Source organism: Archangium minus (assembly GCF_044360475.1).
Lineage (GTDB): Bacteria > Myxococcota > Myxococcia > Myxococcales > Myxococcaceae > Archangium > Archangium minus.
In genome coordinates this window covers 7159746-7185528 of record NZ_CP043494.1, presented here as the reverse complement: position 1 = coordinate 7185528, position 25783 = coordinate 7159746, and the positions used below count along the sequence as shown (strand labels likewise).

Here is a 25783-nt window from a genome sequence, read left to right as displayed (position 1 = left end):
CGGGGCGGCACTTCCTGCTAGACTCGCCTGCCTCAACCCGGAGCGAGCATGGCCGAGCAGCGGAGGCCGGGGGCGAATCCCCCTCCATTCGAGTCCCCCGAATTCGAGACGGACAGCGGTCGTGCCGTCACCCCTCGAGAGGTCCCCACCTACCCTCCTGGAAACGTGCTCTCCGCGCCTCCCCGGCCTCGCGTGCCCCCTGGGCAAGCTCCCGCGGCTCCCGGTGGTCCGGCGCGGCCCCCCTCGGCCCCCTCGGCTCCCGAGCGCCGGCCCATCGGTCCCAGCCCGTTCCTCGAGCGTCGCGCCCCGAGCTCTCCGAGCCCCGAGGCCCGCCGCGTCATCGCCAACCTCCCCACAGAGCAGCTGCCGCCCGTTCCCGGGGAGCTGCGTCGCCCGGCCCCGCAGGTGCCCAGCATGGACCTGGCCGCGGTGCCCCTGGAGAAGCGCACGGCCCCGCCGGTGCCGACCATGGATCTGCCTTCCGTGATCGTCGATCAGCGCCGCACGGCCCCGCCGGTGCCCACGTCGGAGCTGCCTCCCGTCCCCGTCGAGCCGCGCCGTCCCACGTCCGGAGCCCCGGTCCCCGAGCGCCGCATGACGGGCACGATGCGCCGCGCTGCCGTGGGCGAGGGTGGGGGCGTGGCTGGCTCCGCGGCGTTCTGGCCCGCTCAGCCGCGCACGCTCGCCGACACGGGCCTCACCGCCACCATGGTGGAGGAGCTTGTCCTCAAGGCCATCTTCTTCGCTGGCGAGATGCGGGGCATGGACATCGCCAACCGCCTCAAGCTGCCCTCCGCCATCATTGATGAGGTCGTCGAGGGGCTGCGCCGCCAGAAGTACATCGACATCCGCGGCGGTGGCGGCTCGGGCGTGGGCAAGTCCACGATGATCTACCAGCTCACCACGTTCGCTACGGACGTGCTGCGGCAGATCCTCGATCGCAACCGCTACAACGGCCCCGCTCCCGTCTCGCTCCAGGAGTGGATCGAGGTCGTGAAGAAGCAGACCGTCCGCAGCAACCGCATCACCCGCCAGCGGATGGAGGACAAGTTCGGCGACCTCATCATCCGCGACTACATCTTCGACGGCATCGGCCCTGCCATGAACTCGGGCCGCGCCATCTTCTTCTACGGGCCCCCCGGCAACGGCAAGACGGCCATCTGCCAGGGCATGGTCAACTGCTTCGATGGGGAGATCTTCATTCCCCACGCCATCCTCATCGACGACTTCGTCGTCCGCATCTTCGACAGCATCCTGCACAAGCCCATCGAGGATGATGAGAGCACCCAGCCCTATGATCGGCGTTGGGTCCGCTGCCGCCGGCCGCTCGTCGTCGTCGGTGGTGAGCTCACCCTCGAGATGCTCGACCTCGTGTACTCACCCGAGGTCAAGTACTACGAGGCGCCCTTCCAGATGAAGGCCACCAACGGGATGCTGCTCATTGACGACTTCGGGCGACAGAAGGTCTCCCCGAAGGAGCTGCTCAACCGGTGGATTGTCCCGCTCGAGAGCGATGTGGACATGCTCACGCTCCACACCGGCAAGAAGGTCCAGGTCCCCTTCGACGTCTTCGCCGCCTTCTCCACCAACCTCGAGCCGAGCGACCTTGTCGACGACGCCTTCCTGCGCCGTGTTCGCTACAAGCTCGAGGTCCAGCCTCCCGACGAGGATCTGTTCCATCAGATCTTCGAGGTCATGTGCCGCAAGCGGGGCGTGGCCTACGACGCGGACATGGTGCAGTACCTCATCGACACCCACTACAAGCCCATGGGCCGCCGCTTCGCCGCGTGCCAGCCGCGCGATCTGCTCGATCAGGTGATCGACATGGCCCACTACCGCGGCATGGCGCCGCAGTTGGATCAGGATCTGATCGACTCGGCGGTTCGCAGCTACTTCGTCCGGTTCGACAAGGAGCAGCAGCGCTGAGCGGGGTGGGGCGAGTCCGTCTTCACGGCGGGCCCGCCCCGGTTCGTCTCAGGGATCCACGACGCGCCCGAGGAAGAGCACGCTCTTCGTCTCCACGTCCTCGATGAGGAAGAGGAACGGGCGGTCCACCGTGGTGGGCTCGGGAATGGTGACCGGACCGGCAGCGACCGCGGTGGCGGCGGCGGCCTCGGTGCCCAACTCATCCACGGACACGACGGCCTGGTGCTGCGCGCCCGTGAGCTTGAGGGCCATCTGCTGCGTCATGCCCGACAGGTTGGCGCTATCAGTGAAGGCGTCCACCATGCCGAGCGCCCGCAGGGGCTCGGGGAGGGGGAGCTCCTGGCTCACCTGGAACTTCGGAAACCTGAGGGCGGTGTAGCGGTCCTGAAGCCCTGCCCGGACGCTGTCCAGGAAGCTCGCCGAGAGCCTTGACTCGAGCTCCGTGAACCGGCCCTGGTCGGGCACGATGACGAGCATGCGGAAGGCCTGCCCTACGTACGGGAGCGCGATGGCCTCGAAGCCATCACCTGTCGTGTGCGGGAACGACATCGAGACACTCATCATGGGAATCTGCTTCGTGCTTCCGTCCAGCAAGTGGAAGGGGGCGGGCTGGGTTCCATCGAGAGAGAAGCGCGAGCGCCACGAGCCCTTGAAATAGAGCGCGTTGGCGAGCAGCAGGCTCGTGTCGTGGGTCACCATGTCGGGGGGGAGCAGCTTCGGGATGCGGCCCTCCGTCCGGCGATGGGCCCAGTCGTTGATGCTGTCGCGGATGGAGTCGGGGTCGGCGGAGAAGTCCACCACGCGCATCCCGGAGCCGTAGTTCTGGGCGAGCACGTCGAGGAACGGAGGTTCGAACGTGAGCCCCTTCTGGCCCCAGGCGGCGTTCACCACGCGGAGCGTGGGGGGCATGCCCTGGTCCTCTCCCGCGCGCCCAGCGTGGGACTGGATTGTCAGATCCAGTGCGTTCATGGCGGGGTGGAGTCGCTCCTGGGGCAGGGAGAAGTGGAGCGCCTGGGCCATCTGCGTCTCGGTGTTACCGCGGGCGCCCGCGTACACCATGGCGAAGGCCTGGGTGATACTGTACGGCGAGAAGAAGAGGTTCTTTCCCGGCTCGGCGAGCTCCCGATACAGGGAGGCACCGAAGTTGGTGTTTCCGGTGACGAGCGCCGCGAAGTCCGCGTCCGGGACGTTGGGTGTCGTCACCCGCTCCTTGTCCGAGGCGATGAGCTCTCCCGGTGCATCGAGTACCTCGTACTCCGGCCAAGTGGAGGAAGGAGAGCAGCCCGTGAGTCCCAGCACGGCGGCGAGTGAGGGGGCCAGCCAACGACGAAGTGGAGTCATGTGTTGATCCTCGACTGCGTGTTCGCGCGGCCAGTAAGCAAGGCCCATGCACATGCACGCAGCGAGGGACTTCAAGGACTTGGGGGGTTGCGCTCCGGGTGCGGGCCTCGGATTTCCGAGGGCGGTGCATCCTCTTTGTGAGGCCTACTTCGAGAAGGGTCCCCAGGGGTTGGGCTCGAGCCACCTGCGCACCTCCTCGACGGGAACGTTCGACAGGACATCCACGATGGACAGGCCCACCACGAAGCGCTCTCCCTTCCGGCCCTGGTCGTAGGAGGGGTAGCGGAACTTCTGCCACAGCAGCCGCACCCCCGCGTCCCGGAAGGGGCCCGGCCGGAGGTACAGCGAGCCCACCGCCGAGTAGTACGTGTCCATCCCCAGCTGCGTGCAGTACGACGCCAGCCGCCCCGTCTTGTCCGGGTGAGAGCGGTCCAGCGTCGACGCCAGCACCACCCGTGGCTTGAGTCCCAGTGGCTCGTGGAAGAGCGCCATGCTTGCCAGCAGCGTGCGCAGCAGCGAGCCCGGACCCCGCTCCTTCGCCGCCTCTTCGTAGAAGCCCTCCAGTCGCGGCAACACCTGGCTCCGGAAGTAGGGCCGCCTCCCGTACAGCATCGTCAGTGTGGCCAGGTGTTTGCGCGTCCACGGTTGGCTCGTGTCTACCGCCAGCTCGGAGATCCGCGTGTCCCGGTGCGCTCCTTCCAGAGGAATGGTCAGCCACTGGAAGGCGGGCTCCGACGGAGGGGGCAGGGGAGTGCCTGGCGGCAAGGCCACGCGCGCCCTCCGCTGCCAGCCCCGCCTCAGCCACTGCACGTTGTCCAGCACCAACAACGTGTCTGCCCTTGCTACCTGCTCGTAGAAGTCCAGCCATGGCAGGTAGTGCGGTTGCTCGGCAACCAGGACTCCAGACGGGGCGCTCACGGAGGGGACTGTAGTCAGGGACGTCCCTCGCGGCGTCACAAAACGCGCGAGCCCGCTCAGTCTCATAGGAACCAGAGGGGGAGCGTTTGGGGGACACACCGATGGCGGCCAAGAAGAAGCGACAGGCAGGGCAGGGGAAGCCAGCACGCCAGGGGACTGCGGCCGAGGCCAAGGCGTACCGCATCCCCCCGCTCGAGTTTGATCCGTTTACCCCTGGCCTCGAGCATCCGGAGTGGGTGCGTCAGGAGTTTCCCACCTACGTCGAGCACCAGCACGAGAGCCTCGCGCGCAGCGTGCGCACGCTCGAGCACCAGGGGCGCACCATCTCCATCACCACCACGTACGAGGTGCGCGTCGGTGAGCGCCTCATCACCCTCCACATCATGGTGGATGAGGAGGGGCAGCTCTGGTCCCACCTGTGTCCCTACCTGACCTTCGCGTCGGCCCTGGAGCTCGTGCGCCACCTCCTCACGCGCATGCCTCACCTGTTCGAGGCGGCGCCGTCGGGTCCGTCCACGGACCCTGACCACTCCGATCATGAGCACACGCACGGAGGTGCGCGATGATTCGCCGGAACATCCTCTCGGACGAGGGCGTCAGGCAGCAGTTCATCAACGGAGTGCTGGCGCTCAAGGATCCGGCGCGCTTCCCCTGGCCGGGTCAGCAGGGGCTCTCCATCTATGACTTCTTCGTGGCGTGGCACCACCAGTCGATGATGCTCTTCACGCCCCCCACGCAGCGCGATCGCAACTCGGCCCACTCGGGTCCCGCCTTCCTGCCATGGCACCGGTACTTCCTGCTCCGGTTCGAGGGGTACATGATCTCCGCGCTCGGCGCTCCCGACTTCCGGCTGCCCTACTGGGACTGGTCCGCGGATGCGGCGCTCTCCGATCCCAGGCAGTCCCCCATCTGGAGCCAGGACGCCATGGGACGCTTCACGAATCCGAGCGTCTGGCAGGTCCGTATCGTCCCCTCGGAGCGCGGACTCACGCGATTGGCGCAGCCGCGGCCTCTTGAGCGCTCCCTTGGAATATTGGGCGGCCCGCTGCCAGCGCGCGACGCGGTCCGCACGGTCCTGCGCGATCAGCCCCTGTATGACGCCCCTCCGTACAACAGCTTCTCCTCGGGCTTTCGCAACTTCCTGGAGGGCTGGGAGGGGCCGGCGCGGATCCACAATGTCGTGCATGTCTGGATTGGCGGCGACATGGCGGACAGCACCTCGCCCAACGATCCCATGTTCTACCTGCACCACTGCAACGTGGATCGCATCTGGCGCGCGTGGCAGCTCCGCTACCCGAATGCCCCCTACGTCCCCGCCCAGAGTGCCTCCAACAACCTGGCCTTCCACCGGATCGACGACACTCTCTACTCGGTGTTCCGCGAGACCACTCCCGTCACTCCGCGCCGCGTGCTCGACCCACTCTCCCTCGGTGCTCCCTTCAGCGCCGCCAACCACTACGACTACGACTCGATGGCGGACCTGCAGGGCTGAAGGGCGTCACATCCTCAGGCGTGCCACCACTCCGGTCTGCTTCGGTGTTCCTCCCACCCCGTACGCTTGCACGGGGCCGACCCTCCGGAGCCCCGGTGTGACGGGGTTACGTACCAGCACCAGGTTGAGGCGCTCCGCCAGCGAGGGCAGCTCGAGCGGTATGTCTCCGCCGGCCGCGAGCGCAGTCCCTGGGCGGCGCGTCCACACGTCCACGTAGCCGGCCAACAGCAGCTCCCGGTAGGTGGGGGCCCCCATCAGTCCCAGGTTCGCCGGCGTGTTGAAGTCCCCCACCAGCACCACGGGCAGCGGCTCGCCCCTCAGGGCGCCAATCAGCTCTTCGGCCTGCGCCAACTGCACGCGCAGTCCCTCGTCGTCCGGTGCCTGCTGCAGGTGCGTGCTGACGAACCGGTACTTGCGGCCCTCCACTGTCGCCGCCACCGAGGCCCAGCCTCTGCGCAGCTCCACTGGCTCCAGTCCAGGAAGGGACACCTCCCGGCGTGCCTGGTAGTTGCCCGTCCGGACTCCGCTCACCTCCACGTCCGCCCGCGCGAGGATGATGTCGAAGTCCGTCAGCCGCACATCGTCGAACGTGGGTCCGGCGCTGGTGAGCAGGGGGACCTCCACGTCCGCGTTGCGCACCCGCGCCACCTCCCGGTAGTGCAGCCCGCGCGCCTCCAGCTCGCCCAGCAACACGGGCAGGACGTCTTGGTACACCGCCAGCGCGGGCCGCGTGCCTCCGAAGATGGCGTCCCCCGGGCTCTGCCGTCGTACCTGGGTGACCTGCTGCAGCCCGATGAGGTGCGGCCGGGCGTACTGGATTTCATCCGCCAGCTTCCGCACCCGGACGGAGACGTCCTCCTGGCGCAGCGCGCCAAGTACCTCCGCGGTCCGTGCCGGCAGCTCCGCCGCGGTGGGGGCCTCCAGGACGCGCTCCAGGAGCCTCTCCGGGGAGAGGTCTCGCGTCATGACCGTGAGGGCCCCCGGGTCAAAGAGCTCGGAGGTCGACACGGCCTTCGGCCCGTCCACCTCCTGGGGCAACGTCGCTACCTGACAGGCGCCGAGCGCCACCATCCACAGCCCCACCGCGATGCCGAACCTCATCTGTGACCTACCCCCGGACCCACCCCGCCCCGAGCACCCGTCTCCTGCCCGCTCACGAGCGGGCAACCCGGGTGAAATAGGACTCCTCTGCTTGGATGCCAGGGGCCCCGGCGTGCGATCTGTTCCCGGCGCCCACCATTGAGCACGTCGAGGTCGCACAAACGTTGGACACGTGGCAATAATGCGGGTCACCCGCCGCCCCCTCGACCAGCCATGGCACCCCCTTCGCCCCTCCCAGCTCTCCCCCATGAGGCGCGAACGGGGGTAGGCTTTCGTCCAACAGGAGTGCGGGTCTCCCGGTATCGGGTGCTCCTGGTGGACCGGAAGGGCCTCGATCTAGCAATCTTCTGTTTCCTAAGAATCCGCTCCAGCCTCCATGCGCTTCCTCCTCCTCAGTCGCGACGGTGACCACCCCATCGGGGCGGAGCTCACCCGGATGGGTCACGAGGTCGTTGTTGCCTCGGGTCCCGAGGTGACGGCCGCCACCATCTCCCTGGTGGACGTGCTGGTCGTCGGGGCCGAGCAAGTCCGAGAGAAATCCGACTGGTTCAACCGGCTGCGCGCGCAGATTCGCGCCGCCGAGGTGTCCGTGCTCGGCATGGTGGCCAACCTGACGGACGAGGAGCTCGCCCCGCTGATGGAGATCGGCGTGGACGACTACCTGGTGGCGCCCTTCCACCCCGTGGACGTGCGCGCCCGCATCGCCCTCTTCGAGCGTCGCTGCTACGCCTTCATGCGCCGGCAGTCGCACGAGGAGTCCGCGCGCGGAGAGATCGAGCGGCTGGCGGCCATCATCCAGACGCAGAACGACATCGCGCTGGCGGGCTTGGACCTGGACGTGGTGATGCGGCTCATCGCCGAGCGGGCGATGATCCTCTGCGGCGCGGGTGGCGCGGCCGTGGGCATCATCGAGGGCGAGGAGATGTTCTACCGCGTCTGCACGGGCTACTCGAAGCAGTTCGAGGGCGGGCGCATCCCCATCAGCAGCACCATGGCCGGCTCCAGCGTGCTGCGTGGCGAGGTGATGCGCACCGACGACACCGAGCGGGATCCGCGCGTCAACGTGGAGGTGGCGCGCCGCAACAAGGTCCGCTCGATGCTCAACGTGCCCCTCAAGCGCGACAACCAGACGGTGGGGTTGCTGAGCATCGCCTCGCAGGTGCCGTATGCGTTCGTGGACTCGGACGAGCGCACGCTGGAGCTGATGGCCGGGCTGCTCGGGGCCGCCATGGGCAATGCCGCCGAGCACGCGGCGAAGCAGGCGCTGATGACGGAGGTGGCCTCCATCGTCACCGCGCTCCAGGAGAGCCAGCACCTCTTCGACTCCTTCCTCAACAACAACCCGGCCCTGGCCTACATGAAGGACGAGTCGGGTCGGCGCGTCTTCGTCAACGAGCCCTTCCGGCGCTTCTTCGGGTTGTCGCCCGGCGCGGATGTGAGCACCATCCCCGACGATCAGCTCATGCCGGCGGAGACGGTCGCCCACCTGCAGGAGCAGGATGATCAGGCCTTCAAGTCCGGTCAGCCCACGGTTTCCGAGAGCATGATCCCCACGCCGGACGGTGAGCCGCGTCAGTTCCTCACCTACCGGTTCATCGCCCGCGACAGCTCGGGCCGGCGCTTCCTGGGAGGCGTGTCCTTCGACATCACCGAGCGCAAGGCCGCCGAGGAGGCGCTGCGCCGCTCCGAGGAGAGCTTCCGCGCCCTCATCGAGGGCTCGCCCGAGGCCATCTTCGTGCACCGCGGCGGGCCGCTGCTCTACGTCAACCCGTCGGCGTGCTCCTTCCTGCGCCTCAAGGCCAACGAGCTGGTGGGCCGCTCGCTGCTGGACTTCGTCCACCCGGAGGATCGCGCCGCCGCCGTGGGCATGTTGGATGGTCTGCCCGGCCGGGGTGCCCACCGCGTTCGGGAGATCCGCTTCCTGCCTCCGGATGGAGGCGTGCTGACGGCGGAGATCAGCGGCCTGCGGCTCGTATTTGCCGGCCAGCCCGCCACGCTGGTGAGTGCGCGCGACCTGACGGAGCGCAGGCAAATTCAGGCGCGGCTCGTGGTCGCCGACAGGCTGGCCTCGGTGGGTACGCTCGCCGCGGGCGTGGCGCACGAGATCAACAACCCGCTCGCGTTCGTCATCTCCAACCTGTCCTTCCTCACCGAGGAGCTGCACGCGATCGCCGGGCTGCTGCCTGCGGGGCGTCTGGACGAGCTGGAGGAGGTGCTGGAGGAGACGAACGAGGGCGTCAACCGCGTGCGGCTCATCGTCCAGGATCTGAAGACCTTCTCGCGAGGCGACGAGGAGCAGCCCACGGCGGTGGATCTGCGGCGCGTCATCGACTCGGCGCTGGCGCTGGCCCGCGGCGAGCTGCGTCACCGGGCCACCGTGGTGAAGGAGCTGTACGACGTGCCGCTCGTGGAGGGCAGCGAGGCTCGGTTCGGCCAGGTGGTGCTCAACCTGCTCATCAACGCCGCGCACGCCATCAGCGCCGGGCAGCCGGACAAGAACGAGATCCGCGTCGTCCTGCGCTCCGAGAGCAACCACGCCATCATCGAGGTGAAGGACACCGGGTGCGGCATGTCCCCGGAGGTGCTCAGCCGCATCTTCGATCCCTTCTACACGACCAAGCCGGTGGGCGTGGGCACGGGACTCGGCCTCTCTATCTGCCACGGCATCATCACTGGCTTCGGCGGGGAGATCTCCGCCACCAGCGAGATGGGCAAGGGCAGCGTCTTCCGCATCAGCCTCCCCGCCATCCGTCAGAAGCTGAAGGCGGTGTAGCAGGGCGCCTCAGCGCGAGGCGCGACGGAAGAGCGGGAAGAAGTCGCGCGGGGCCTTCTTCTTGCGCACGCAGCGCGTGTCCGCGCTCATGTAGCAGGCCGAGAAGCCTCGTCGGCGTTGGCCCGTGCGGCTGGGCTTCGAGCGGTGCCACACGTAGTTGTGGAGCAGCAGCACCTCACCGGCCTCCACGGGCAGCGGCACCGCCAGGCTGTCCGCCCCGCGCGCCGCCACCTGGTCCGGCGGGACCACCCCTCCGAGCGGCGTAGCCAGCCCCCAGCGATGGCTCCCGGGCACCACCTCCACGCAGCCCCCGTCCAGGGGCGCATCGTCTAGCGCGGTCCACAGCTGCAGCTCGGGATCCTTCGTGAGGCCCCACAGCTTGCCCCCATCCTGGTGCCATGGCAGCTCGCTCCCGCCGCGCTGACCCTTGTGGAAGAGGATGGCCCGGTAGAGGGTGATGTCCCCCGGGATGCTCGCCCGAGCGAGGCGCTCGAAGAGCGGGTTCTCCATCCACGCGAGGAAGCGCGGATCCTTCTCCAGCTTCTCCAGCTTGCGGTAGTCCAGCGACGGCCCCTGCCAGCCCAGGCCCAGCGGCGCGTCCTCGTAGCGGCCCGTGGGCGCGTCCATCTGCCAGAAGAAGCCTGGGTAGCTCACCCGGCCCATCATCAGATCATCCGCGCGCTCACGCAGCGCCTCCAGGCCCTCCGCGCTGAGCAGCCGGCCCAGGCGGGCGTAGCCGTGCTCGGCGTAGTGCGCCAGCGGCCCGGTGATATCGAAGGTCTCCGCGTCCACCGTCAGCATGCTCACCTCGCGTACGTGGCATCTGTGCCGAGCCACTCCCGATACATCTCGTCCACGCGCGTGGCGACCTCGGGAGGAAGGGGCTTCGCGCAGGCGTCCAGCGCCGCGTCCAAGTGCTCCACCGTCCCCGGGCCCGCCAGCACCGAGTCCACCCCAGGGCGGCTCGCCAGCCACCCGTAGGCGAGCTCCACCAGCGTGAGGCCCGCCGCCTCCGCCACGTCGCGCAGGCTCCCGGCCAGCTCGAAGAGGCGCTCGGACCAGTAGCGGCGCTGGTAGAGGCGGTTGCCGTCGAAGCGCGAGCCCGGGGGAATGGGCCCTCCCGGGGTGTGACGTCCGGAGAGCAGTCCTCCGGCGAGTGGGTTGTAGACGGTGGTGTGGATGGGGTAGCGCCTCGTGAAGGGCAGGTACTCCACCTCGATCTGGCGCACCAGCGGGTTGTAGAGCACCTGGGACAGCTTCGGGTGGGGCATGCCGCGCGCGTCACACAGGCCTCGCAGCTCCAGCAACTGCCAGGCTGCGTGGTTGGACACGCCCCAGTGCCGCGCCTTGCCCGCGCGCAGCAGCCCATGCACGGCCTCCAGGGTCTCCTCCACCGGCGTGGCGGCATCCGGCGCGTGCAGGTAGAGCACGTCCACGTACTCCGTCCCAAGACGCTTCAGGCTGTCCTCCACCGCTCGAGTCACCTGTGCTCCGGACAGGCCCTCGGGTTTCCCCCGGATGCGCGCCAGCCCCACCTTGGTGGCGATGCCCACTTCGGCCCGTCGGCCGCGCAGCGCCTGGCCGAGGAGGCGCTCGGCCTCACCGTTGCCGTACGAGTTGGCCGTATCGAAGAAGCGCACGCCGCGCTCCAGGGCCCGGGCCACGAGTCGCGAGGCCTCGGGCGCCGGGGTACGTGCCCCGAAGTTCATCGTGCCCACGGCCACCACAGCGGGAGGCGTTCCTGGCTCCGAGGGGCGCGGGTCCAGCCAGCGTGCGAGGGAAGGGGAGGAGTCCGAGAGAGTCATGGGGAGGGGGAGAATGCGCCAGGGCGACGCCGCGCCCGGAAGAAATCGGACAGGGAACAACAGCGGGGGCGAGGGCTTCATCGGCACCGAATGGTCAACATTTGAGCTTGCACCCGCCAGCGAGCGACCGAATGGTGGGCGGGTATGCCCTACCGCCGGCTCACCCGCTTCGTCACCGCACCCGATGGCACCCGCATCGCGTACCACACGCATGTGGGTCATGCCCCGGAGGGTGAGGCGGAGCCGGCGCTCGCCTCCCGCCCAGGGGTGCTGCTCACCAATGGGATTGGCACTTCGGAGAACTTCTGGCGGTACATCATCTCGGACCTGGAGCAGGACCACCGGGTGGTGCACTGGGACTACCGCGGCCATGGCCGGAGCGAGCTGTCCTCCACGGGTGACTACGCCCTGCGCGCCCATGTGGATGACCTCGAGCGTGTCACCGAGCAGATGATGACCCGCGGAGACGGCCGACCGCCTCATCATGTGGGCTTCTCCATGGGCGTCCGGGTGGTGCTGGAGCTCTACCGGCGTCGGCCAGAGCTGGTGCCCGCCATGACGTTCATTGCCGGGAGCCCTGCTTCCCCGGATCCGAGCGCCTGGATCATTCCTCTGCCAGGTGCGCATGCCACCCTGGCTCGCACCTTGCGGACCCTGACTCCGCTGGTGCCCCGGTTGGCGCCGCTCGTCCACGAGTTCCTCTCCTCGCGGCTGGCGTATCCGTTCGGGCGTGCCACGGGACTGTTACGGGCCCGTGCTCCGCGCGCGGACATCCTGGAGTTCATGCTGGCCCTGCGCCGGATGGATCCGCTGGCCTTCTGGATGATGATGCGCGGCCTGATGGAGGCCCCGCCGTCCTGGGACGTGCTGCCCTCTGTCCGGGTACCCACGCAGATCATCGCCGCGAAGAACGATCTCCTGGTGACGCTGCGCGAAATGGAGCGGATGCGCGAGCGGCTCCCGGCCGCGGAGTGGCTGTTGGTGGAGGACGCGGGGCACGCGGGGCTGGTGGAGGCGGGCACGGAGATCGCCGAGGCCGTGCGCGCCTTCCGTCAACGCTGCGGCGTGGGCCCGGCGTACCCGGAGACGCCCAGTCCGCCCGAGTCTTGAAGCGGGCAGGCGGTCGGCGCGCCTCGGGACTGGACCCACGCGCGCCGGTCAGGCAATGAAAGCAGTACCGTGCGGATTGTCTCCTGGAACGTGAACGGACTGAGGTCGGCCCACAAGAAGGGCTTCCTGGACTGGCTGGCGGCCGAGAAGGCCGATGTGGTGGGCGTGCAGGAGGTGCGGGCCCGCGAGGAGCAGCTCCCGGAGGAGGTGCGTGCCCCTAGGGGCTGGCGCGCCACCCACTTCGTGTCAGCCGTGCGCCCTGGCTACAGCGGGGTGGGCCTCTTCGCGCGCAAGGCCCCGGACGACGTGGAGACGGTGCTGGGCGTGAAGGACATGGACGACGAGGGCCGGCTGCAGGTGGCCCGCTTCGGGCGCCTCATGGTGGTTAACTGCTACTTTCCCAACGGTAACGGCAAGGAGCGGGACAACAGCCGCGTGCCCTTCAAGCTGGACTTCTACCGGCGCCTCTTCGAGCGGCTGGAGAAGGGCCTGCGCGACGGTGAGCGCGTCCTGGTGATGGGGGACTTCAACACCGCCCACCAGGAGATTGACCTGGCGCGCCCCAAGGACAACCGGGAGACGAGCGGCTTCCTCGCCGAGGAACGCGAGGAGTTCGACCGGTGGATTCGCGCCGGCTGGGTGGACACCTTCCGCCACTTCGAGAAGGGGACGGGGCACTACAGCTGGTGGAGCCAGCGCTTCGGGGTGCGCGAGCGCAACGTGGGCTGGCGGCTGGACTACGTGCTGGCCTCGCCCGGGGCCATGCCCTACGTGAAACGCGCGGCCATCCACCCGCACATCCTCGGCTCAGATCACTGTCCTGTCAGCGTGGATCTGGACCCCAAGGTCCGCCGCTGATAGGCCGGGAGGGACCTCATGAACGCACTGCTCTCCATGTACGCGTGGCTGGAAACCGGTGTGGTGGCCCTGACGGGCTTCTGCATCCAGGCCCCCCTGGTCGTCACCTGGCCCTTCGACAAGCGCAAGGTGGTGACGGGGCGAGCCTTTCGGCTCATCGGCGTCACCGCGGCTCGGCTCAACCCCTTCTGGAAGTTCGGCGTGCACGGCAAGCCCGTGCGCCCCGCGGGACGCACGGTGGTGGTGAGCAACCACGAGTCCAACGCGGACCCATTCCTCATCTCCTACCTGCCCTGGGAGATGAAGTGGTTGGGCAAGGCCTCGCTCTTCAAGATTCCCGTGGTGGGCTGGAGCATGTGGCTGGCCGGGGACATCCCCGTGCGCCGAGGCGAGAAGGACTCGGCCCAGGAGGCCATGGCCACCTGCGCCCGCTGGCTGGACAAGGGCATGCCAGTGATGATCTTCCCCGAGGGCACGCGCTCGAAGACGGATGAGCTGCTGCCCTTCAAGGATGGCGCCTTCCGCCTGGCCATCGAGACGGGGGCGGACGTGCTGCCCGTGGCGGTGAGCGGGACGCGCCGGGCGCTGCCCAAGCACTCGTGGCGCTTCGCCACGGCACGCGCGCTGGTGACGGTGGGCACGCCCATCTCCACCAAGGGCATGACGCTCGCGGACGTGGAGCGGCTCAAGAACATGGCCCGGGAGCAGATCCTCTCGCTTCGGGCCTCGCTGATGCCACACACGAGCGCCGGGCTCTCGGCCTCCACCGAGCCGGAGCGGGAAGTCAGTTCTCGCTGAGCCGCACCTGGCAGTGGGTGGTGCCCTTGCCGGAGAAGATGTGGCCCACCAGATTGCGGAACAGGTTCTCCCCATTGATGTTGAGGGAGAGCTCGTTCTTGTCGCCGGCGATGGAGGCCCCCTCGTCGGCCTGAATCTGGCCCCCGATGGCGCTCACATCTCCCGCGATGGTGGCCCCCTTGTGGATGTGGACGTCCCCGCCGATGGCGCTCACGTCTCCCGCCACCCGAGCGCCGGACTCGACCGTCACCTTGCCGCGCAGAGACACCACGTCGTTGACGGAGGTGCCCGCGCGGACCACCACGTCACCGTCGATGGCCACCGCGTCTCGGACCGCGTCCTTGCCCTCGACGATCAGGTCCTTGCCCTGGGCGAACAGGTCTCCCTTCTTGACGCTGATGGTGCACGTGGGCCGCTCGTCCTTGTCCGCCTTGCCAGCCTTGTCCTCCGCGCGGGCAGAGGTGGGCACGGCGGCGAGCAGGCTGAGGATGGCGAGCGTGGCGGACAGCAGGGACTTGGACATGGTTCGTGGACCCCAGGAGAGCGGCCGCTCGGAGCGGCGCATCCGGCTCTACGAAGGTCCGCCGGACTCATTGCCGGGCTCCACTCACAATCGAAATCAGGTGTCGAGCCCGATCCATGGTGCGGTGCGTCGCAATTCTCGGACTCCGTGGTATCAGAGCCGCGTGCCCGCACATAGAGTGTCGGCCCCTCGCGTCCAGCCGTAACCCGGCAGGGCGCGAACCTTCCAAGGAGGATGCATGGATGCTGTCACGTCGTTCCGTCTGAACCCGAAGGACCCTTCCATCAGCGCTCGCTACGGCGCCGGGAAGGTTCCCATGGCGACCCTCATCGAGGATTACATCCACCAGCGGCTCGACATCGAAGGTGACTTCCTCGCGTTCATCCGCGAGCGGCAGAAGGTCGTCGACTACAAGCCGGTCGCCGAGCACTTCAAGTTCCTGTTCACCCGCTTCCTGCCCGAGGTGGTCATCCACTCGCAGGAGCAGGACGTGCGCATCGCCCGCGAGCACTACGACCGCGGCAACGACTTCTTCAGCTGGTTCCTCGGGCCGAGGATGATCTACACCTCGGGCTTCTTCACCTCGCCCAACCAGACGCTCGAGGAGGCGCAGGACCAGAAGATGAAGCTGGTCGGCGAGAAGCTGCAGCTCAAGAAGGGCGAGCGCTACCTGGACATCGGCTGTGGCTGGGGAACGCTCGTGGCGACCGCCGCGAAGGACTACGGCGTCGATTCGACGGGCGTCACCATCGCGCAGAAGGGCGCCGCGTACGCCACGGAGCAGATCGCGCGCATGGGCGTGAGCGACCGCGCCCGTATCCTCACCGTGGACTACCGCGACATTCCCCGGGGCCCGTACGACAAGATCTCCTGCCTGGAGATGGCCGAGCACGTGGGCGTGAAGAACTTCCAGGGCTTCATGCGGCAGGTCTACGACATGCTCACGGATGACGGCCTCTTCTACCTGCAGATCGCCGGGTTGCGCGCCAAGCAGGGCCTGCTGGGCTACCACCTGGAGGATCTGGTGTGGGGCCTGTTCATGAACAAGTACATCTTCCCGGGCGCGGATGCGTCCATGCCGCTCTCGTTCGTGGTCAGCAACCTGGAGAGCGCCGGGTTCGAGATCCACAGCGTGGAGAACGTGGGCATCCACTACTCGCTGACCATCTCGCGCTGGTACGACAACTGGATGGCCAACCGCGCCGAGGTCGTGAAGACCTACGGTGAGTGGTGGTTCCGGCTGTGGCAGATGTTCCTCGGCTGGTCCGTGGAGATCGCCGCCCAGGGCTCGTCGACCTGCTTCCAGGTCGTCGCCAACAAGAACCTCGACAAGTTCAACCGCATGCGGTGGGTCGGGACGAAGAACCTCGGCGAGCGCGACCTCTAAGCGCCCGCCCGAGGTCTGACCGGACGGGCGCGGCTCAGCCGCCCACCAGCTCGCGCAGTCGGTGGGCGAAGCCGCGCACGTCCTCCTCGGTGGTGTCGAAGGACGTCATCAAGCGCACCTCGGAGGTGCGCTCGTCCCAGACGTAGAAGAACGCGTGCTCCTGCATCCGGGGGATGAGCTCCGCGGGCAGGGCGGCGAAGACGGCGTTGGCCTGGGTGGTCTGGGTGACGCGCACCTTGGGGATGGAGGAGACCTCCCGGGCCAGCAACGCCGCCATGTCGTTGGCGTGGCGCGCGTTCTTCAGCCAGAGGTCATCGGTAAGGAGCGCCTCGAACTGGGCGGCCACGAAGCGCATCTTCGAGGCGAGCTGCATGCCCTGCTTGCGCAGGAACTTGAAATCAGTGGCCAGCTTCGGATCGAAGACGACGACGGCCTCGCCGATCATCAGGCCAATCTTGGTGCCGCCGAACGAGAGGATATCCACGCCGCAGTCGGTGGTGATGGCGCGCAGGGGCACGTTGAGCGCGGCGGCGGCGTTGGAGATGCGGGCGCCGTCCATGTGCAGGTACATGCCGTGGCGGTGCGCCAGGTCCGCGAGCGCGCGGATCTCCTCGGGGGTGTAGACAGTGCCCTGCTCGGTGGTCTGGGAGATGGAGATGACGCGGGGCTGCACGTGGTGCTGATCCCCCAGGCCGCGGATGCGTGGCTCCACCAGCGCTGGGGTCAGCTTGCCGTCTGGGGTGGGGATGTCCACGAGCTTGCTGCCGCCGGTGATCTTCTCCGGCGCGCCGCACTCGTCCACGTTGATGTGGGCGCTCTCGGCGCAGAGGATGGCCTGGTACGGCCGCAGGAGCGCGCTCAGCCCCAGCACGTTGGCGCCGGTGCCGTTGAAGACGAAGTGCACGTTCACGTGTGAGCCCAGGTGCTCACGGAACTTCGCCACCGCGCGCTCGGTCCACGGATCGTCTCCGTAGGCCTTGGTGTGGCCTACGTTGGCCCGGGCGATGGCCTCGAGCAGGGTGGGGTGGATTCCCGCGTTGTTGTCGCTGGCAAAGCTTCGCTTCGGATTCATGGCTGGATTGCTCCTAGATCGCTGCTCTGGCGAGCGCCTCCTCTACCCGCGATTCCACTGCCTTGTCGAATGCTCTCTCAGGGCTTCCCCTTGCCCTCGGCGTCACTCTTGCAACACATGCCAGCTGGACTTCGAGGAGGAACCCCTTTGGAGCTGATGAACCACCGACGCGATCTCGCCATCTGGGGGTATGCCTTCGGTTACTTCGCCTGCTACGCGCCGTACAGCGCGCTCACCAAGGCGCTTTCACAGGGGGCGTTGGACGGCATGACGCGCGTGCTGCCGTGGAGCACGCTCGCGTCCGGGGTGGGCATGTTCCTCTTCCTCACCGCCCGGGGCTGGTGGCAGTACGCGAGCACCCGCACGGTGCTCGGTGTGCGCGTCCCGTTCTCGGCTACTTCATCCGCCTGCGCTTCATGAGCCACCTGGCCAAGGGGCAGGACGCCTCGGCCAGCATCCGCTACTTCGTCGAGGAGCAGATGGTGGCTACGCCTGCCCTCGTGGTCGTCCTGGTGGGGGCGGCGCTCCTCGGCGAGGGGCCCGTGCTCTCCGACATTCGTCACGGCTTCACGGACCTGCTCACGCGCGGACGGGTGCTCGAGGAGCTGCTCGTGGGGGTGCTGTCACAGGGGACGGGCGTCTTTGGGGGCCTCATCCTGCTGGATCACCGGGAGAACTCCTTCTGCGTCCCGGTGAACCGTGCCTCGAGCATCGTCGCGGGCGTGGTGGCCACCGGGCTCCTGTCGGTGCTGCTCGGCATGCCGGGGGCGGGGAGACGAGAGCTGCTGGGGGCGGCCTTGGTGATGGGCGCGATGCTGGTGCTCTGCCTGCCCACCGTGCTGAAGGCCCGCCAGGCGGCGAAGCAGGCCGCTCCTGTCACGGGCTCGGAGGCAGGGGGGCGCGCTCCGGGGCGGTGAGGGCGCGGAGGAGTGGCGCGTGACCACCCCCCGCGCCCGCTATGGTTACTTCTCTTCGGTCACATGCAGGGTGAGGACAGGGCAGTGCGCTCGAGCGATGACCTTCTGGGCCACGCTGCCGAGCAGCAGCCTGGGCAGGCCTCGGCGACCGTGAGTGCCCATGACGATCAAATCGTACCCGCCCGTCTCGGCAACACGGAGGATGGCCGAGGCCGGCTCACCCACCTCCATCCGCTGGGAGAGGGGGCCTGCGCCCTTGAACGCGCCGATGAGCGTCTCCAGCTCCTTGCGTGCCGCATCGAGCGCCGTCTTCTCCAGCGACTGAGGATTCCATCCCGGCGCAGCCACCAGGAGATCTGGCGCCACGTACTGGGGCGGCTCCCAGGTGTGGAGCACCTCGATGGAGGCGTTGAACGGCCTAGCGAGCTGGACCGCGTAATCGATGATGGCTCGGGACCCCTCCATCAGGTCCACGGGCACGAGGATGCGAGTAGGCGTGGGCATCGCTGTTCCCTCCGTTACCGCCCGGCTTCCGAAGTGGAGCGGGCTTCTTCTCCCTTCATCTCTGGAAGATGCGTGCCAGGGGAGTCTCTTGGGAGGAGGGATGTCCGCATGCAAACTCTTGCGTGTGGCGGCGGGGCGAGCGCAAGCCTTGCGCCGGGCGGGGGCGCCCAAAAAACAAACGGCGACCCCGTGAGGAGCCGCCGTTTGAGTGGGGGTGGGGGTACTGCTTGGGGGTACTGCCTGGGGGACTGACTGGGGACTACAGACCGATGCTCGACAGGCGCGCCTTGATGGCGGAGGCCTCAACGCCCCGGTTGTAGGCGCTGGAGCTGTAGTTGGAGCCGACGCCCACGTGGTGCAGGCCGATCACCTGGTGCGCGTAGGTGGTGCCCGCGCCGCCCAGCACCGGCGAGCCCGACGATCCGCCCAGCGTGTCCGCGTTGTACGACAGCTCGTTGCTGGTCGCGTTGGTGTTGAGCACCGTGCCGGGCGAGTACTTCTTCGTGGGCACGCAGCTCGGGGTCGCGTTGTAGTCGCAGTTCTGGTGGACGATGTACATCGCGGAGTTGTTCGCGGCGTTGCCGCTGGCCACGGTGAGCTTCCCGTACACCTGGCCGGGGAGGTAGCCGTTGAGCGCCTTGCACTGGATGACCGTCATGTCCTCGGCCGTCCAGGTCCGCACGAACGTGGAGCAGTCGTACCAGATGCGGCTGGTGGAGGCGACGCCGTCCTCGTAGTTGAAGGACACCTTGGCGCCCACCGCGTCCGCGCTGCTGCCGATGCAGTGGTTGTTGGTGATGACCTTGTCATCAGCCACGAGCCACGCGGTGCAGCGGCTGCCCACGGCGGGGATCGACAGGTAACCCACCGCCTTGGACCGGGCCCGCTCGGTGCTGGTGGAGCTCAGCGAGGTGGCGGCAGTCCAGTTCACTGAACCGACGATCACGTTGGACTCGTTGGAGCCCAACTCCGCGTCCGGAACGTCCATCGGCAGCTCGGATGCACCGCAGCCGGTCAGACCGACCACCAGAAACGCACGAACAATCTTCAGGTTCATAGGGAGGAGGGGGTGTTCTCTCGCGCGGGAGTGCGCGGGCAATGCCGCATGGCACGTGTCGTGCCAACGGCTCCGCTCCCCGTTGTCCCTCTGGAGGCGTTTCCGTGTCGTGACGCGGATGGAGCACGGGCGCGCCTGTCTCTGGGTTGCAAATGTAAAAGGACTGCACAACCCCGGATAAAACCTGAGTCTGTTCCAGCGCTTGCCGAAGGGCGCTCCCTGTCCTGGATTAGAACACGGGAATTCTTGGATTCGTAGTGAAACGAGACGGTGGGGCGGTGTGGGGTGGCCCGGAGGGCGTCCGGCCCGGCGCGTCATGTGGGGGGAGGAGCGGGTACCTAGCTTCCGGTGTTGTCGAGGCAAGGAGGAGTCCATGCGTCCACCCATTGATTCCGGCACCATCCTCATTACGGGAGCCTCCTCGGGGATTGGCCGGGAGCTCGCACGTCAGCTCGCCCGGCGGGCCCGGACGCTGGTGCTGGTGGCGCGCCGAGAGGAGCGCCTGGAGGCCCTGCGCGACGAGCTGCTCGAGCGCAACCCCACGCTGGGGGTGCTGGTGGAGCGGTGCGATCTGGCCCACCCGGACGACGTGGATTCGCTGTTGGACTCGTTGTCCCGGCACCTCGTTCGGGTGGACGTGCTGGTGAACAACGCGGGCCTGGGGGACTACAGCCTCTATGAGCAGGAGAGCTGGTCGCACATCCACCAGATGTTGCAGGTGAACGTGACGGCGCCCCTGCTGCTCACGCACCGGCTGTTGCGACACATGGTGGAGCGCAAGCGCGGCGGCATCCTCAACATCAGCTCCGGAGGGGCGCGGACGTTCGTCCCGGGGCTGGCCGTCTACGCCGCCACCAAGCACTTCCTCGATGGCTTCACGGAATCGTTGCGGTTGGAGCTACTCGGGACGGGGGTGGTGGTGACACAAGTGGCACCTGGGCCCGTGGACACCGAGTTCAGCGAGGTGGCGGGGACGCGAGAGCGCGTCGGTGGTCCTCCGGCGTGGCTGCGCATCAGCGCGGCCCAGTGCGCCCGCGAGGCCATTGACGGCTTCGATCGCGCCGCGCCGCTCGTGTACCCGGGTTTGGCCTACCGGTGGATGATGCACTTCTCGTCGCTGCTGCCGCGCGGGGTGCTGAGGGCCGCAGGTCTGCCGGCCGCGAAACAGCTCCGCTACGGCACCTCGCTGCTGGAGCCCGCGCACCCGGACCGTGGACAACACGTGCTGCTGGCGGGCGGACCCGAGTAGCCTCAGGCCTTTCTATTCCAGGGAGGCCCTATGGCTGTTGATCCACGTGGTTCGGACCTCAAGCGCTACCTCCAGGAGGATCCGGGAGGCCCCGTCGTCATGTTGAACCTGCTGCGCTTCAAGGAGGGCGGCAGGAAGTCCTACGCGGAGTATGGGCGCGCCATCCAGCCCTTCCTTGAGAAGGTGGGTGGTGAGGTGGTGTACGCGGGGGATGGCTCGACGGCGCTGGTGGCCGAGTCGGGACAGGCCTGGGACGCGGTGTTGCTGGTTCGCTACCCGAACCGCGCCGCCTTCAGCCAGATGGTGGCCGATCCGGGCTACCAGGCCATCACCCACCTGCGCACCGACGCGTTGCAGGAGGCGGTGCTACAGGCCACGACGCCGTGGCCGAGCCGCCAGAAGTAACGGGAGTTCATCTGGAGTGTGAGGGAATTCGACGGTGGGTGAAGATATCCCTGATGGGGGCTCTTCCCTATGAAGCCATACACTGTCTGGCTGTGATCCTGTTCACAGCGGGACAGTGCCTGGTTTCGTAGAAAAGCACCTGTCGGGCTTTGGCGCCATCCAACGGCGGCCGGTCAGCGCGCGGATGGATGGACCCGGGGCCCGATGGACGAACGACGTCATTGACTGACAATTATTGGCGGCACTGCCTGATGGAAACCGTCACTCTGGCGTCCATGGGGCGCCTGTCTGCTTGGTCTCCGAGGAACTGGTGGCATGTGTTGAGTGGCATGCATCATGCCCCGCGCCGTTGATGCTCAGCTGTAGTTCCTGGCGCGTTCAGAGCGGTCGGTGACCGCCGGTGTATTGCTTTGTCTGGGTGATTCACGGTTGTGAGTGTTTGACGTCTTCGAGACGAGTGTTGTTCAACGGGAGAACGCATGTACAAGGGAAGTATGTCGTTGAAGGTGCTGGCGTCGGTGAGCGTGGGAGTCATGTGGGTGGCGGGCTGCGGTGGCGCCGAAGTGAATGGGGGGAGCGTACCGGCCCAGGTGAAGCAGCGCGTGACGAGCGCGGTCTCCCCGGTGGCCGCCGGGCGGTATCACGGCCTGGCGGTGCGCAACGGCTCCGTGTGGTCCTGGGGCCACAATGTCTATTACCAGCTCGGGGATGGTACGACCCCGAAGACCGAGGATCGCACCCTGCCCGCGCAACTGCAGGTGCAGAGTGGAGGATTGCCCGTCAGCTTCGCGAGTGTCGCGGCGGGCGAGTATCACTCCATGGCCCTGGATTCCACGGGTCACGTGTGGACCTGGGGCGCCCCGACAACCGGCCGGCTCGGGTTGGGACTCAAGACGACCGAATTGCCGTCTGAACTGACGTGCAATGCCGACCCGACGCTGCTGGGCTGCGGCCGTCTCCCGGCCCAGGTGCCGAGCCTGTCCAATGTGGTGGCCATCTCGGCGCACGGTTACAGCTCATTGTCCATGGCCCTGAAATCCACCGGGGAAGTGTACGCCTGGGGGTTCAATACGTCGGGTCAGAGCGGCAATGGCACGACTTCTACTGAGACGCCGAGCCCGGTACAGGTGTTGAGGGAGGACACCTCGCAACCTCTGACCGATGTGGTGGCCATCGCGGCGGGTGGGGTGCACGGTGCGGCGGTGCGAGCCGATGGCTCTCTGTGGGTCTGGGGAGGTAACGGTGCCGGCCAGCTAGGGGAGGCGGGCTATGTGAATGGAACGAAGGTCAGTTATCGGACCAAGGCCGTCCAGGTCAGTCTGCCCGTGGGCACGACGGCGGTGGATGTCTCGGCGGGCCTCCAGGTCACCCTGGCCCTGCTCTCGGATGGCACTGTCTACGGCTTCGGGAGCACGACCTCCGGTCAGCTGGGCACTTCCACGAGCCCGGGTAGGGTGTCCGCGGGCTCGGGCTCGACCTCGGGTTCTCCCTATCTCACGGGCGTGAGCCGGCTCGCCAGCGGCCATTCGCACTCGCTGGCCGTGACGTCCTCTGGGCTCTGGGGTTGGGGCACCAATTCGTCCTACCAGCTCGGGGTCGGTAGTACTTTGTCGAGGTTCACTCCGGTGCAGCCGGTCGTCGTCATCCCGGGTTGGAGCTATGTGGCCGGGGGAGAGGACTTCTCCATGGCCATGGACGGCAACGGAGACGTCTGGACCTGGGGCAGCAACAATCATGGGAAGCTCGGGCGCATCACCGCGGCAACCTCCAACGGCACGCCGACTCAGCTGAGCTTCTCCACGTCGACGCCGTAATCCGTCTTTCCTGAGAGGAATCCGGGCCCGAAATAACTCCGGGGGGCGGACCGAAGCGTCTCGCGCCTCGTGCCACCCCCCGGAGGAGTTCTTCTTGTTTCAGGGCCGCCCGCGCTCAGGCCGGCATGCGGTCGGAGATGATGGGCTCCGGCATGCCCCGTGGGCGGTGCCCGAAGCGGGTGCGGATGACCGCGCCCAGCGCCACCAGCGTCGCCAGTGTCAGCACGAGGGCCCCCAGCACCGGGATCTGGCCCACCACCAAGAGGATCAGCAGTCCCAGGGCCAGCACCATCGCCTGCGTCTTGCGGCTGCTCGGAATCGGCAACCGCGCGCCGAGCTCACTCGCCACCGCCGCGAAGCCTATCGCCGTCACCAGGGGCACCACGACGAGCAGGGCGAGCACCAGGGGGATGCCGATGATCGTCACGGTCAGGATCAGCAGGGTGGGAATCAACGCCAGCGCCCCCAGCAGCCCCACCATGCCGTTCTTCACCGGCTGCGCCCGAACCTCCGCACCCAGTTCCTTCATCCGCGCCGGGAAGAAGAGCTGACCCAGGAAGCCCATGCCGAAGAGCATGGCGAACGTCAGCAGGAAGCCCGCGAAGCTGTTGCCGTTCCGCTCCTCGCGCTCATTGTCCTCGTCCCCGTCCGAGGAGGCCTGCCGCCGGGACTGCTTGATGTTCTCTTTGATCTCTCCGGCCACCATCCGGCCGATGTTGGCGCCGCCGAAGGACTCGGTGCTGCCCTCCACCCTCGCACCGTCCTGCTTGAGGACCTCGCCGCCGAAGGACGACACGTCGCCCTCCACCGAGGCACCCGGGCCGAGCACCACGTTGCCACCGAAGGCGTGCACGTCACCCTCCACATGGCCGGTGACCTCCAGGTTGCCGCCGAAGACGACCGCGTCGTCCTCCACGTTGCCCCTCACCACCAGGTTGCCGCCGTAGACGACCGCGCTGTCCACCGTCTCGCCCTCCTTCACCTCTAGCGAGCGGCCGCGGGCCACCACGTCGCGCGAGCCCCGGCTGGAACGCCGCACCTGCTTCATCTTCTCGCGCACGCGCTCCTTCACCTCGTCCTCGTCCAGGGCGCTCTGTGCCACCTCGTCCGCCACGTCCGGGGGCACCGGAGGCAGCGGCGCGACAGCGGGAGCCCGCGGGGTTGGCGGCGTGGGTGGCGTGGGGGCCGCGCTGACCTGGGCCTTCTCCTCGGCCGTCATCGGACGCAGGGTGTAGATGCCGTTGTCCTGATCAATCTTCAGCGAGTAGGCGCGAGCCACCGTGCGCAGGGCCTGCTCGGCGCTGACGTTCTTCAGGCGGACCTCGGCGGGGGAGTCCAGGTCGCCGGTGACGACCACGTTGATGCCTCCTTCCTCGGCGATCTCCTGGATGGCATCCCGCAGCGAGCCGCGGAACTGGATGTCGACGGTGTCCTGGGCGCGGGCCTCGGCGTTGGGCGTGGGGGCCGGCGTCTGTGCAAGAGCGAGAGGCGAGGCGAGCAGGAGGGTGGGGAGCAACAGGCGCTTGGAGATCTTCATGGCGACACTCACGCTTCAGAAGGGGTAGGGCCGTCGCCGGCCAGCCGCTTGATTCCGAACAAGGAGGTGAACAGGAGGAAGGCGAGCACGCCGGCGACAGGAGCCGCCGCGGTGTTCCACAGGGCGCGCGCTCCACTCAGCAGCGCCTCGAGGAAGGCCTTGCCATCCACCAGGAAGCGGGCCAGGCCGGTGCCGGCTCCGCTCAGGGCTGCGTCGTTGGAGAGCAGCACCCCGAGTCCCGCCAGGATGGAGACGGCGAGGATGGACACGCCCGTCCATAGCTCGCTGCGCAGGGGCGGGGGCTCGGCGGCCACCCGCGCCATCACCTTGTGCACCAGGTCCGGTGGAGGGAGCGGATCCGCCATTCGGTACAGATCCTTCTCCAACAGCCGGTGCTCCTCGATGATGGCGGTGCACAGCGGGCAACCCTTCGCGTGCTCCAGGGCAGGGCCTTCACCTACCTCCAGCTCGGTGAAGAGCTCCTCGAGGTCCGGGCACTCACAAGTGGTGGGGGTCATGTGGGTTCCTCCGGGCTCATCTTCTTGCGGAGCTTCTCCCGGGCGCGGAACAGGCGCGCCATGATGGTACCGGGCGCGCAGCCCAGCACCTGGGCGATCTCCTTCGTGGTGCGCTTCTGCACGTAGTAGAGCGCGAGCACCTCCCGGTCGTCGGCGGACAGGGTGGCGAGCGCCGCCTCCAGGGATTGGCGCTCCTGGCGGGCGATGGCGCCCTCCTCGAGCGAGGCCTCGCCACTGGGGAGGACCTCCTTCATCGGCTCGAGCTCCTCCGTCTTCACCTTGGTGCGCCGGCGCAGCAGGTCCAGGCACAGGTTGCGGGTGATGGCCATCACCCAGAGATCAAAGGGCCGCGACTCGTCGTACTTGTGCAGGTTCTGGTAGGCGCGCAGGAAGGCCTCCTGGGCGATTTCAGAAGCTTCGGCTTCGTTGCCGAGCAGGCGCAGCGCCAGGCCGTACACCGGGCGCTGGACACTGCGGACGAGCGACTCGAAGGCCGAGGGATCCCCCCTTCGGGCGGCCACCACATCGGCCTTCCAAGGGGGGGCGGCGGCGTCATCGGCCGTCAGCATGCCGATGGCTCGGGCGAGGTCCGCGACGTCTGCTGCGTTGAGGGCGAGAGCATTCACGCCCTGGTCTACGGAGCATGGTGTCCCCCATTGCACCGCCGGGAAAATCAGC

At 67.8% G+C, this 25783-nt stretch carries 25 protein-coding genes; 13 read left to right on the top strand and 12 right to left on the bottom strand.

Going from position 1 to position 25783, the window contains the following annotated elements:
* Positions 1-48: 48 nt before the first annotated feature.
* The gene (locus F0U60_RS29100; RefSeq protein WP_395804421.1) at positions 49-1926 is read left to right on the top strand and encodes an ATPase; all 1878 of its coding nucleotides are present in this window, start codon (positions 49-51) and stop codon (positions 1924-1926) included.
* 48 nt (positions 1927-1974) lie between these two features.
* Here the strand turns inward: F0U60_RS29100 and F0U60_RS29095 are convergent, their stop codons facing one another.
* Positions 1975-3267, bottom strand: a complete 1293-nt coding sequence (locus F0U60_RS29095; protein WP_395804419.1) for a serpin family protein — start codon at positions 3265-3267, stop codon at positions 1975-1977.
* A gap of 144 nt (positions 3268-3411) precedes the next feature.
* Positions 3412-4185, bottom strand: coding sequence for a WbqC family protein (locus F0U60_RS29090; RefSeq protein WP_395804417.1), 774 nt, complete (start codon positions 4183-4185; stop codon positions 3412-3414).
* A gap of 101 nt (positions 4186-4286) precedes the next feature.
* On the opposite strand from F0U60_RS29090, the gene F0U60_RS29085 reads away from it, so the two are divergent.
* Both F0U60_RS29085 and F0U60_RS29080 read left to right on the top strand, forming a co-directional pair.
* Positions 4287-4751 (top strand): hypothetical protein, encoded by a 465-nt coding sequence (locus F0U60_RS29085; protein ID WP_395804415.1) that lies wholly within the window; start codon positions 4287-4289, stop codon positions 4749-4751.
* The gene (locus F0U60_RS29080) at positions 4748-5677 is read left to right on the top strand and encodes a tyrosinase family protein (protein WP_395804413.1); all 930 of its coding nucleotides are present in this window, start codon (positions 4748-4750) and stop codon (positions 5675-5677) included. The genes F0U60_RS29085 and F0U60_RS29080 overlap by 4 nt, the downstream gene beginning before the upstream one ends.
* Positions 5678-5683: 6 nt before the next feature.
* Here the strand turns inward: F0U60_RS29080 and F0U60_RS29075 are convergent, their stop codons facing one another.
* Positions 5684-6778: an endonuclease/exonuclease/phosphatase family protein gene (locus F0U60_RS29075; RefSeq protein ID WP_395804411.1), complete on the bottom strand. Its 1095-nt coding sequence runs from the start codon at positions 6776-6778 to the stop codon at positions 5684-5686.
* Between the two features lie 376 nt (positions 6779-7154).
* On the opposite strand from F0U60_RS29075, the gene F0U60_RS29070 reads away from it, so the two are divergent.
* On the top strand, positions 7155-9551 hold the full coding sequence (locus tag F0U60_RS29070) for a PAS domain S-box protein (RefSeq protein WP_395804409.1): 2397 nt from the start codon (positions 7155-7157) through the stop codon (positions 9549-9551).
* 9 nt (positions 9552-9560) lie between these two features.
* Here F0U60_RS29070 and F0U60_RS29065 read toward each other — a convergent pair whose 3' ends face one another.
* Complete coding sequence (locus F0U60_RS29065; protein ID WP_395804407.1) at positions 9561-10352, bottom strand: phytanoyl-CoA dioxygenase family protein; 792 nt, start codon at positions 10350-10352, stop codon at positions 9561-9563.
* 2 nt (positions 10353-10354) lie between these two features.
* Complete coding sequence (locus F0U60_RS29060; protein ID WP_395804405.1) at positions 10355-11356, bottom strand: aldo/keto reductase; 1002 nt, start codon at positions 11354-11356, stop codon at positions 10355-10357.
* A 144-nt stretch (positions 11357-11500) separates the two neighbouring features.
* Here F0U60_RS29060 and F0U60_RS29055 point away from each other — a divergent pair, with 144 nt between their 5' ends.
* The 3 genes from F0U60_RS29055 to F0U60_RS29045 all read left to right on the top strand — a co-directional run bounded on the left by F0U60_RS29055 (position 11501) and on the right by F0U60_RS29045 (position 14122).
* Positions 11501-12466, top strand: a complete 966-nt coding sequence (locus F0U60_RS29055) for an alpha/beta fold hydrolase (protein ID WP_395804403.1) — start codon at positions 11501-11503, stop codon at positions 12464-12466.
* A gap of 69 nt (positions 12467-12535) precedes the next feature.
* Positions 12536-13324: an exodeoxyribonuclease III gene (locus F0U60_RS29050; RefSeq protein WP_395804401.1), complete on the top strand. Its 789-nt coding sequence runs from the start codon at positions 12536-12538 to the stop codon at positions 13322-13324.
* Between the two features lie 18 nt (positions 13325-13342).
* Entirely contained in the window at positions 13343-14122 is a 780-nt protein-coding gene (locus F0U60_RS29045) for a lysophospholipid acyltransferase family protein (RefSeq protein ID WP_395804399.1), read from the top strand.
* Here F0U60_RS29045 and F0U60_RS29040 read toward each other — a convergent pair.
* On the bottom strand, positions 14109-14645 hold the full coding sequence (locus F0U60_RS29040) for a hypothetical protein (protein ID WP_395804397.1): 537 nt from the start codon (positions 14643-14645) through the stop codon (positions 14109-14111). The genes F0U60_RS29045 and F0U60_RS29040 overlap by 14 nt on opposite strands.
* Positions 14646-14883: 238 nt before the next feature.
* On the opposite strand from F0U60_RS29040, the gene F0U60_RS29035 reads away from it, so the two are divergent.
* Positions 14884-16032, top strand: a complete 1149-nt coding sequence (locus tag F0U60_RS29035; protein WP_395804395.1) for a class I SAM-dependent methyltransferase — start codon at positions 14884-14886, stop codon at positions 16030-16032.
* 34 nt (positions 16033-16066) lie between these two features.
* Here the strand turns inward: F0U60_RS29035 and F0U60_RS29030 are convergent, their stop codons facing one another.
* A complete protein-coding gene (locus F0U60_RS29030) occupies positions 16067-17104 on the bottom strand; it encodes a threonine aldolase family protein (RefSeq protein ID WP_395804393.1) in 1038 nt (345 codons plus the stop codon).
* 156 nt (positions 17105-17260) lie between these two features.
* On the opposite strand from F0U60_RS29030, the gene F0U60_RS29025 reads away from it, so the two are divergent.
* Positions 17261-17524, top strand: a complete 264-nt coding sequence (locus F0U60_RS29025; protein WP_395804391.1) for a hypothetical protein — start codon at positions 17261-17263, stop codon at positions 17522-17524.
* A complete protein-coding gene (locus F0U60_RS29020; protein ID WP_395804389.1) occupies positions 17521-18021 on the top strand; it encodes a hypothetical protein in 501 nt (166 codons plus the stop codon). The genes F0U60_RS29025 and F0U60_RS29020 overlap by 4 nt, the downstream gene beginning before the upstream one ends.
* Positions 18022-18066: 45 nt before the next feature.
* Here the strand turns inward: F0U60_RS29020 and F0U60_RS29015 are convergent, their stop codons facing one another.
* A complete protein-coding gene (locus tag F0U60_RS29015) occupies positions 18067-18525 on the bottom strand; it encodes a universal stress protein (protein ID WP_395804387.1) in 459 nt (152 codons plus the stop codon).
* Positions 18526-18784: 259 nt separating this feature from the next.
* Positions 18785-19582, bottom strand: coding sequence for a trypsin-like serine peptidase (locus F0U60_RS29010; protein ID WP_395804385.1), 798 nt, complete (start codon positions 19580-19582; stop codon positions 18785-18787).
* Between the two features lie 373 nt (positions 19583-19955).
* Here F0U60_RS29010 and F0U60_RS29005 point away from each other — a divergent pair, with 373 nt between their 5' ends.
* The 3 genes from F0U60_RS29005 (at position 19956) to F0U60_RS28995 (ending at position 23050) form a co-directional block, all read left to right on the top strand.
* On the top strand, positions 19956-20831 hold the full coding sequence (locus F0U60_RS29005; protein ID WP_395804383.1) for an SDR family NAD(P)-dependent oxidoreductase: 876 nt from the start codon (positions 19956-19958) through the stop codon (positions 20829-20831).
* Between the two features lie 30 nt (positions 20832-20861).
* Positions 20862-21236 carry a DUF1330 domain-containing protein gene (locus F0U60_RS29000; RefSeq protein ID WP_395804381.1) on the top strand — a complete coding sequence of 125 codons (375 nt, stop codon included), beginning with the start codon at positions 20862-20864 and terminating at the stop codon, positions 21234-21236.
* 479 nt (positions 21237-21715) lie between these two features.
* Entirely contained in the window at positions 21716-23050 is a 1335-nt protein-coding gene (locus F0U60_RS28995; protein ID WP_395804379.1) for an RCC1 domain-containing protein, read from the top strand.
* Positions 23051-23165: 115 nt separating this feature from the next.
* Here F0U60_RS28995 and F0U60_RS28990 read toward each other — a convergent pair whose 3' ends face one another.
* From F0U60_RS28990 to F0U60_RS28980, 3 genes are read right to left on the bottom strand one after another with little or no spacing between them, the layout of a single operon-like run.
* Positions 23166-24587, bottom strand: a complete 1422-nt coding sequence (locus F0U60_RS28990) for a hypothetical protein (protein ID WP_395804377.1) — start codon at positions 24585-24587, stop codon at positions 23166-23168.
* An 8-nt stretch (positions 24588-24595) separates the two neighbouring features.
* Complete coding sequence (locus F0U60_RS28985) at positions 24596-25105, bottom strand: hypothetical protein (protein ID WP_395804375.1); 510 nt, start codon at positions 25103-25105, stop codon at positions 24596-24598.
* Complete coding sequence (locus F0U60_RS28980) at positions 25102-25674, bottom strand: RNA polymerase sigma factor (RefSeq protein ID WP_395825502.1); 573 nt, start codon at positions 25672-25674, stop codon at positions 25102-25104. The genes F0U60_RS28985 and F0U60_RS28980 overlap by 4 nt, the downstream gene beginning before the upstream one ends.
* Positions 25675-25783 lie beyond the last annotated feature (109 nt).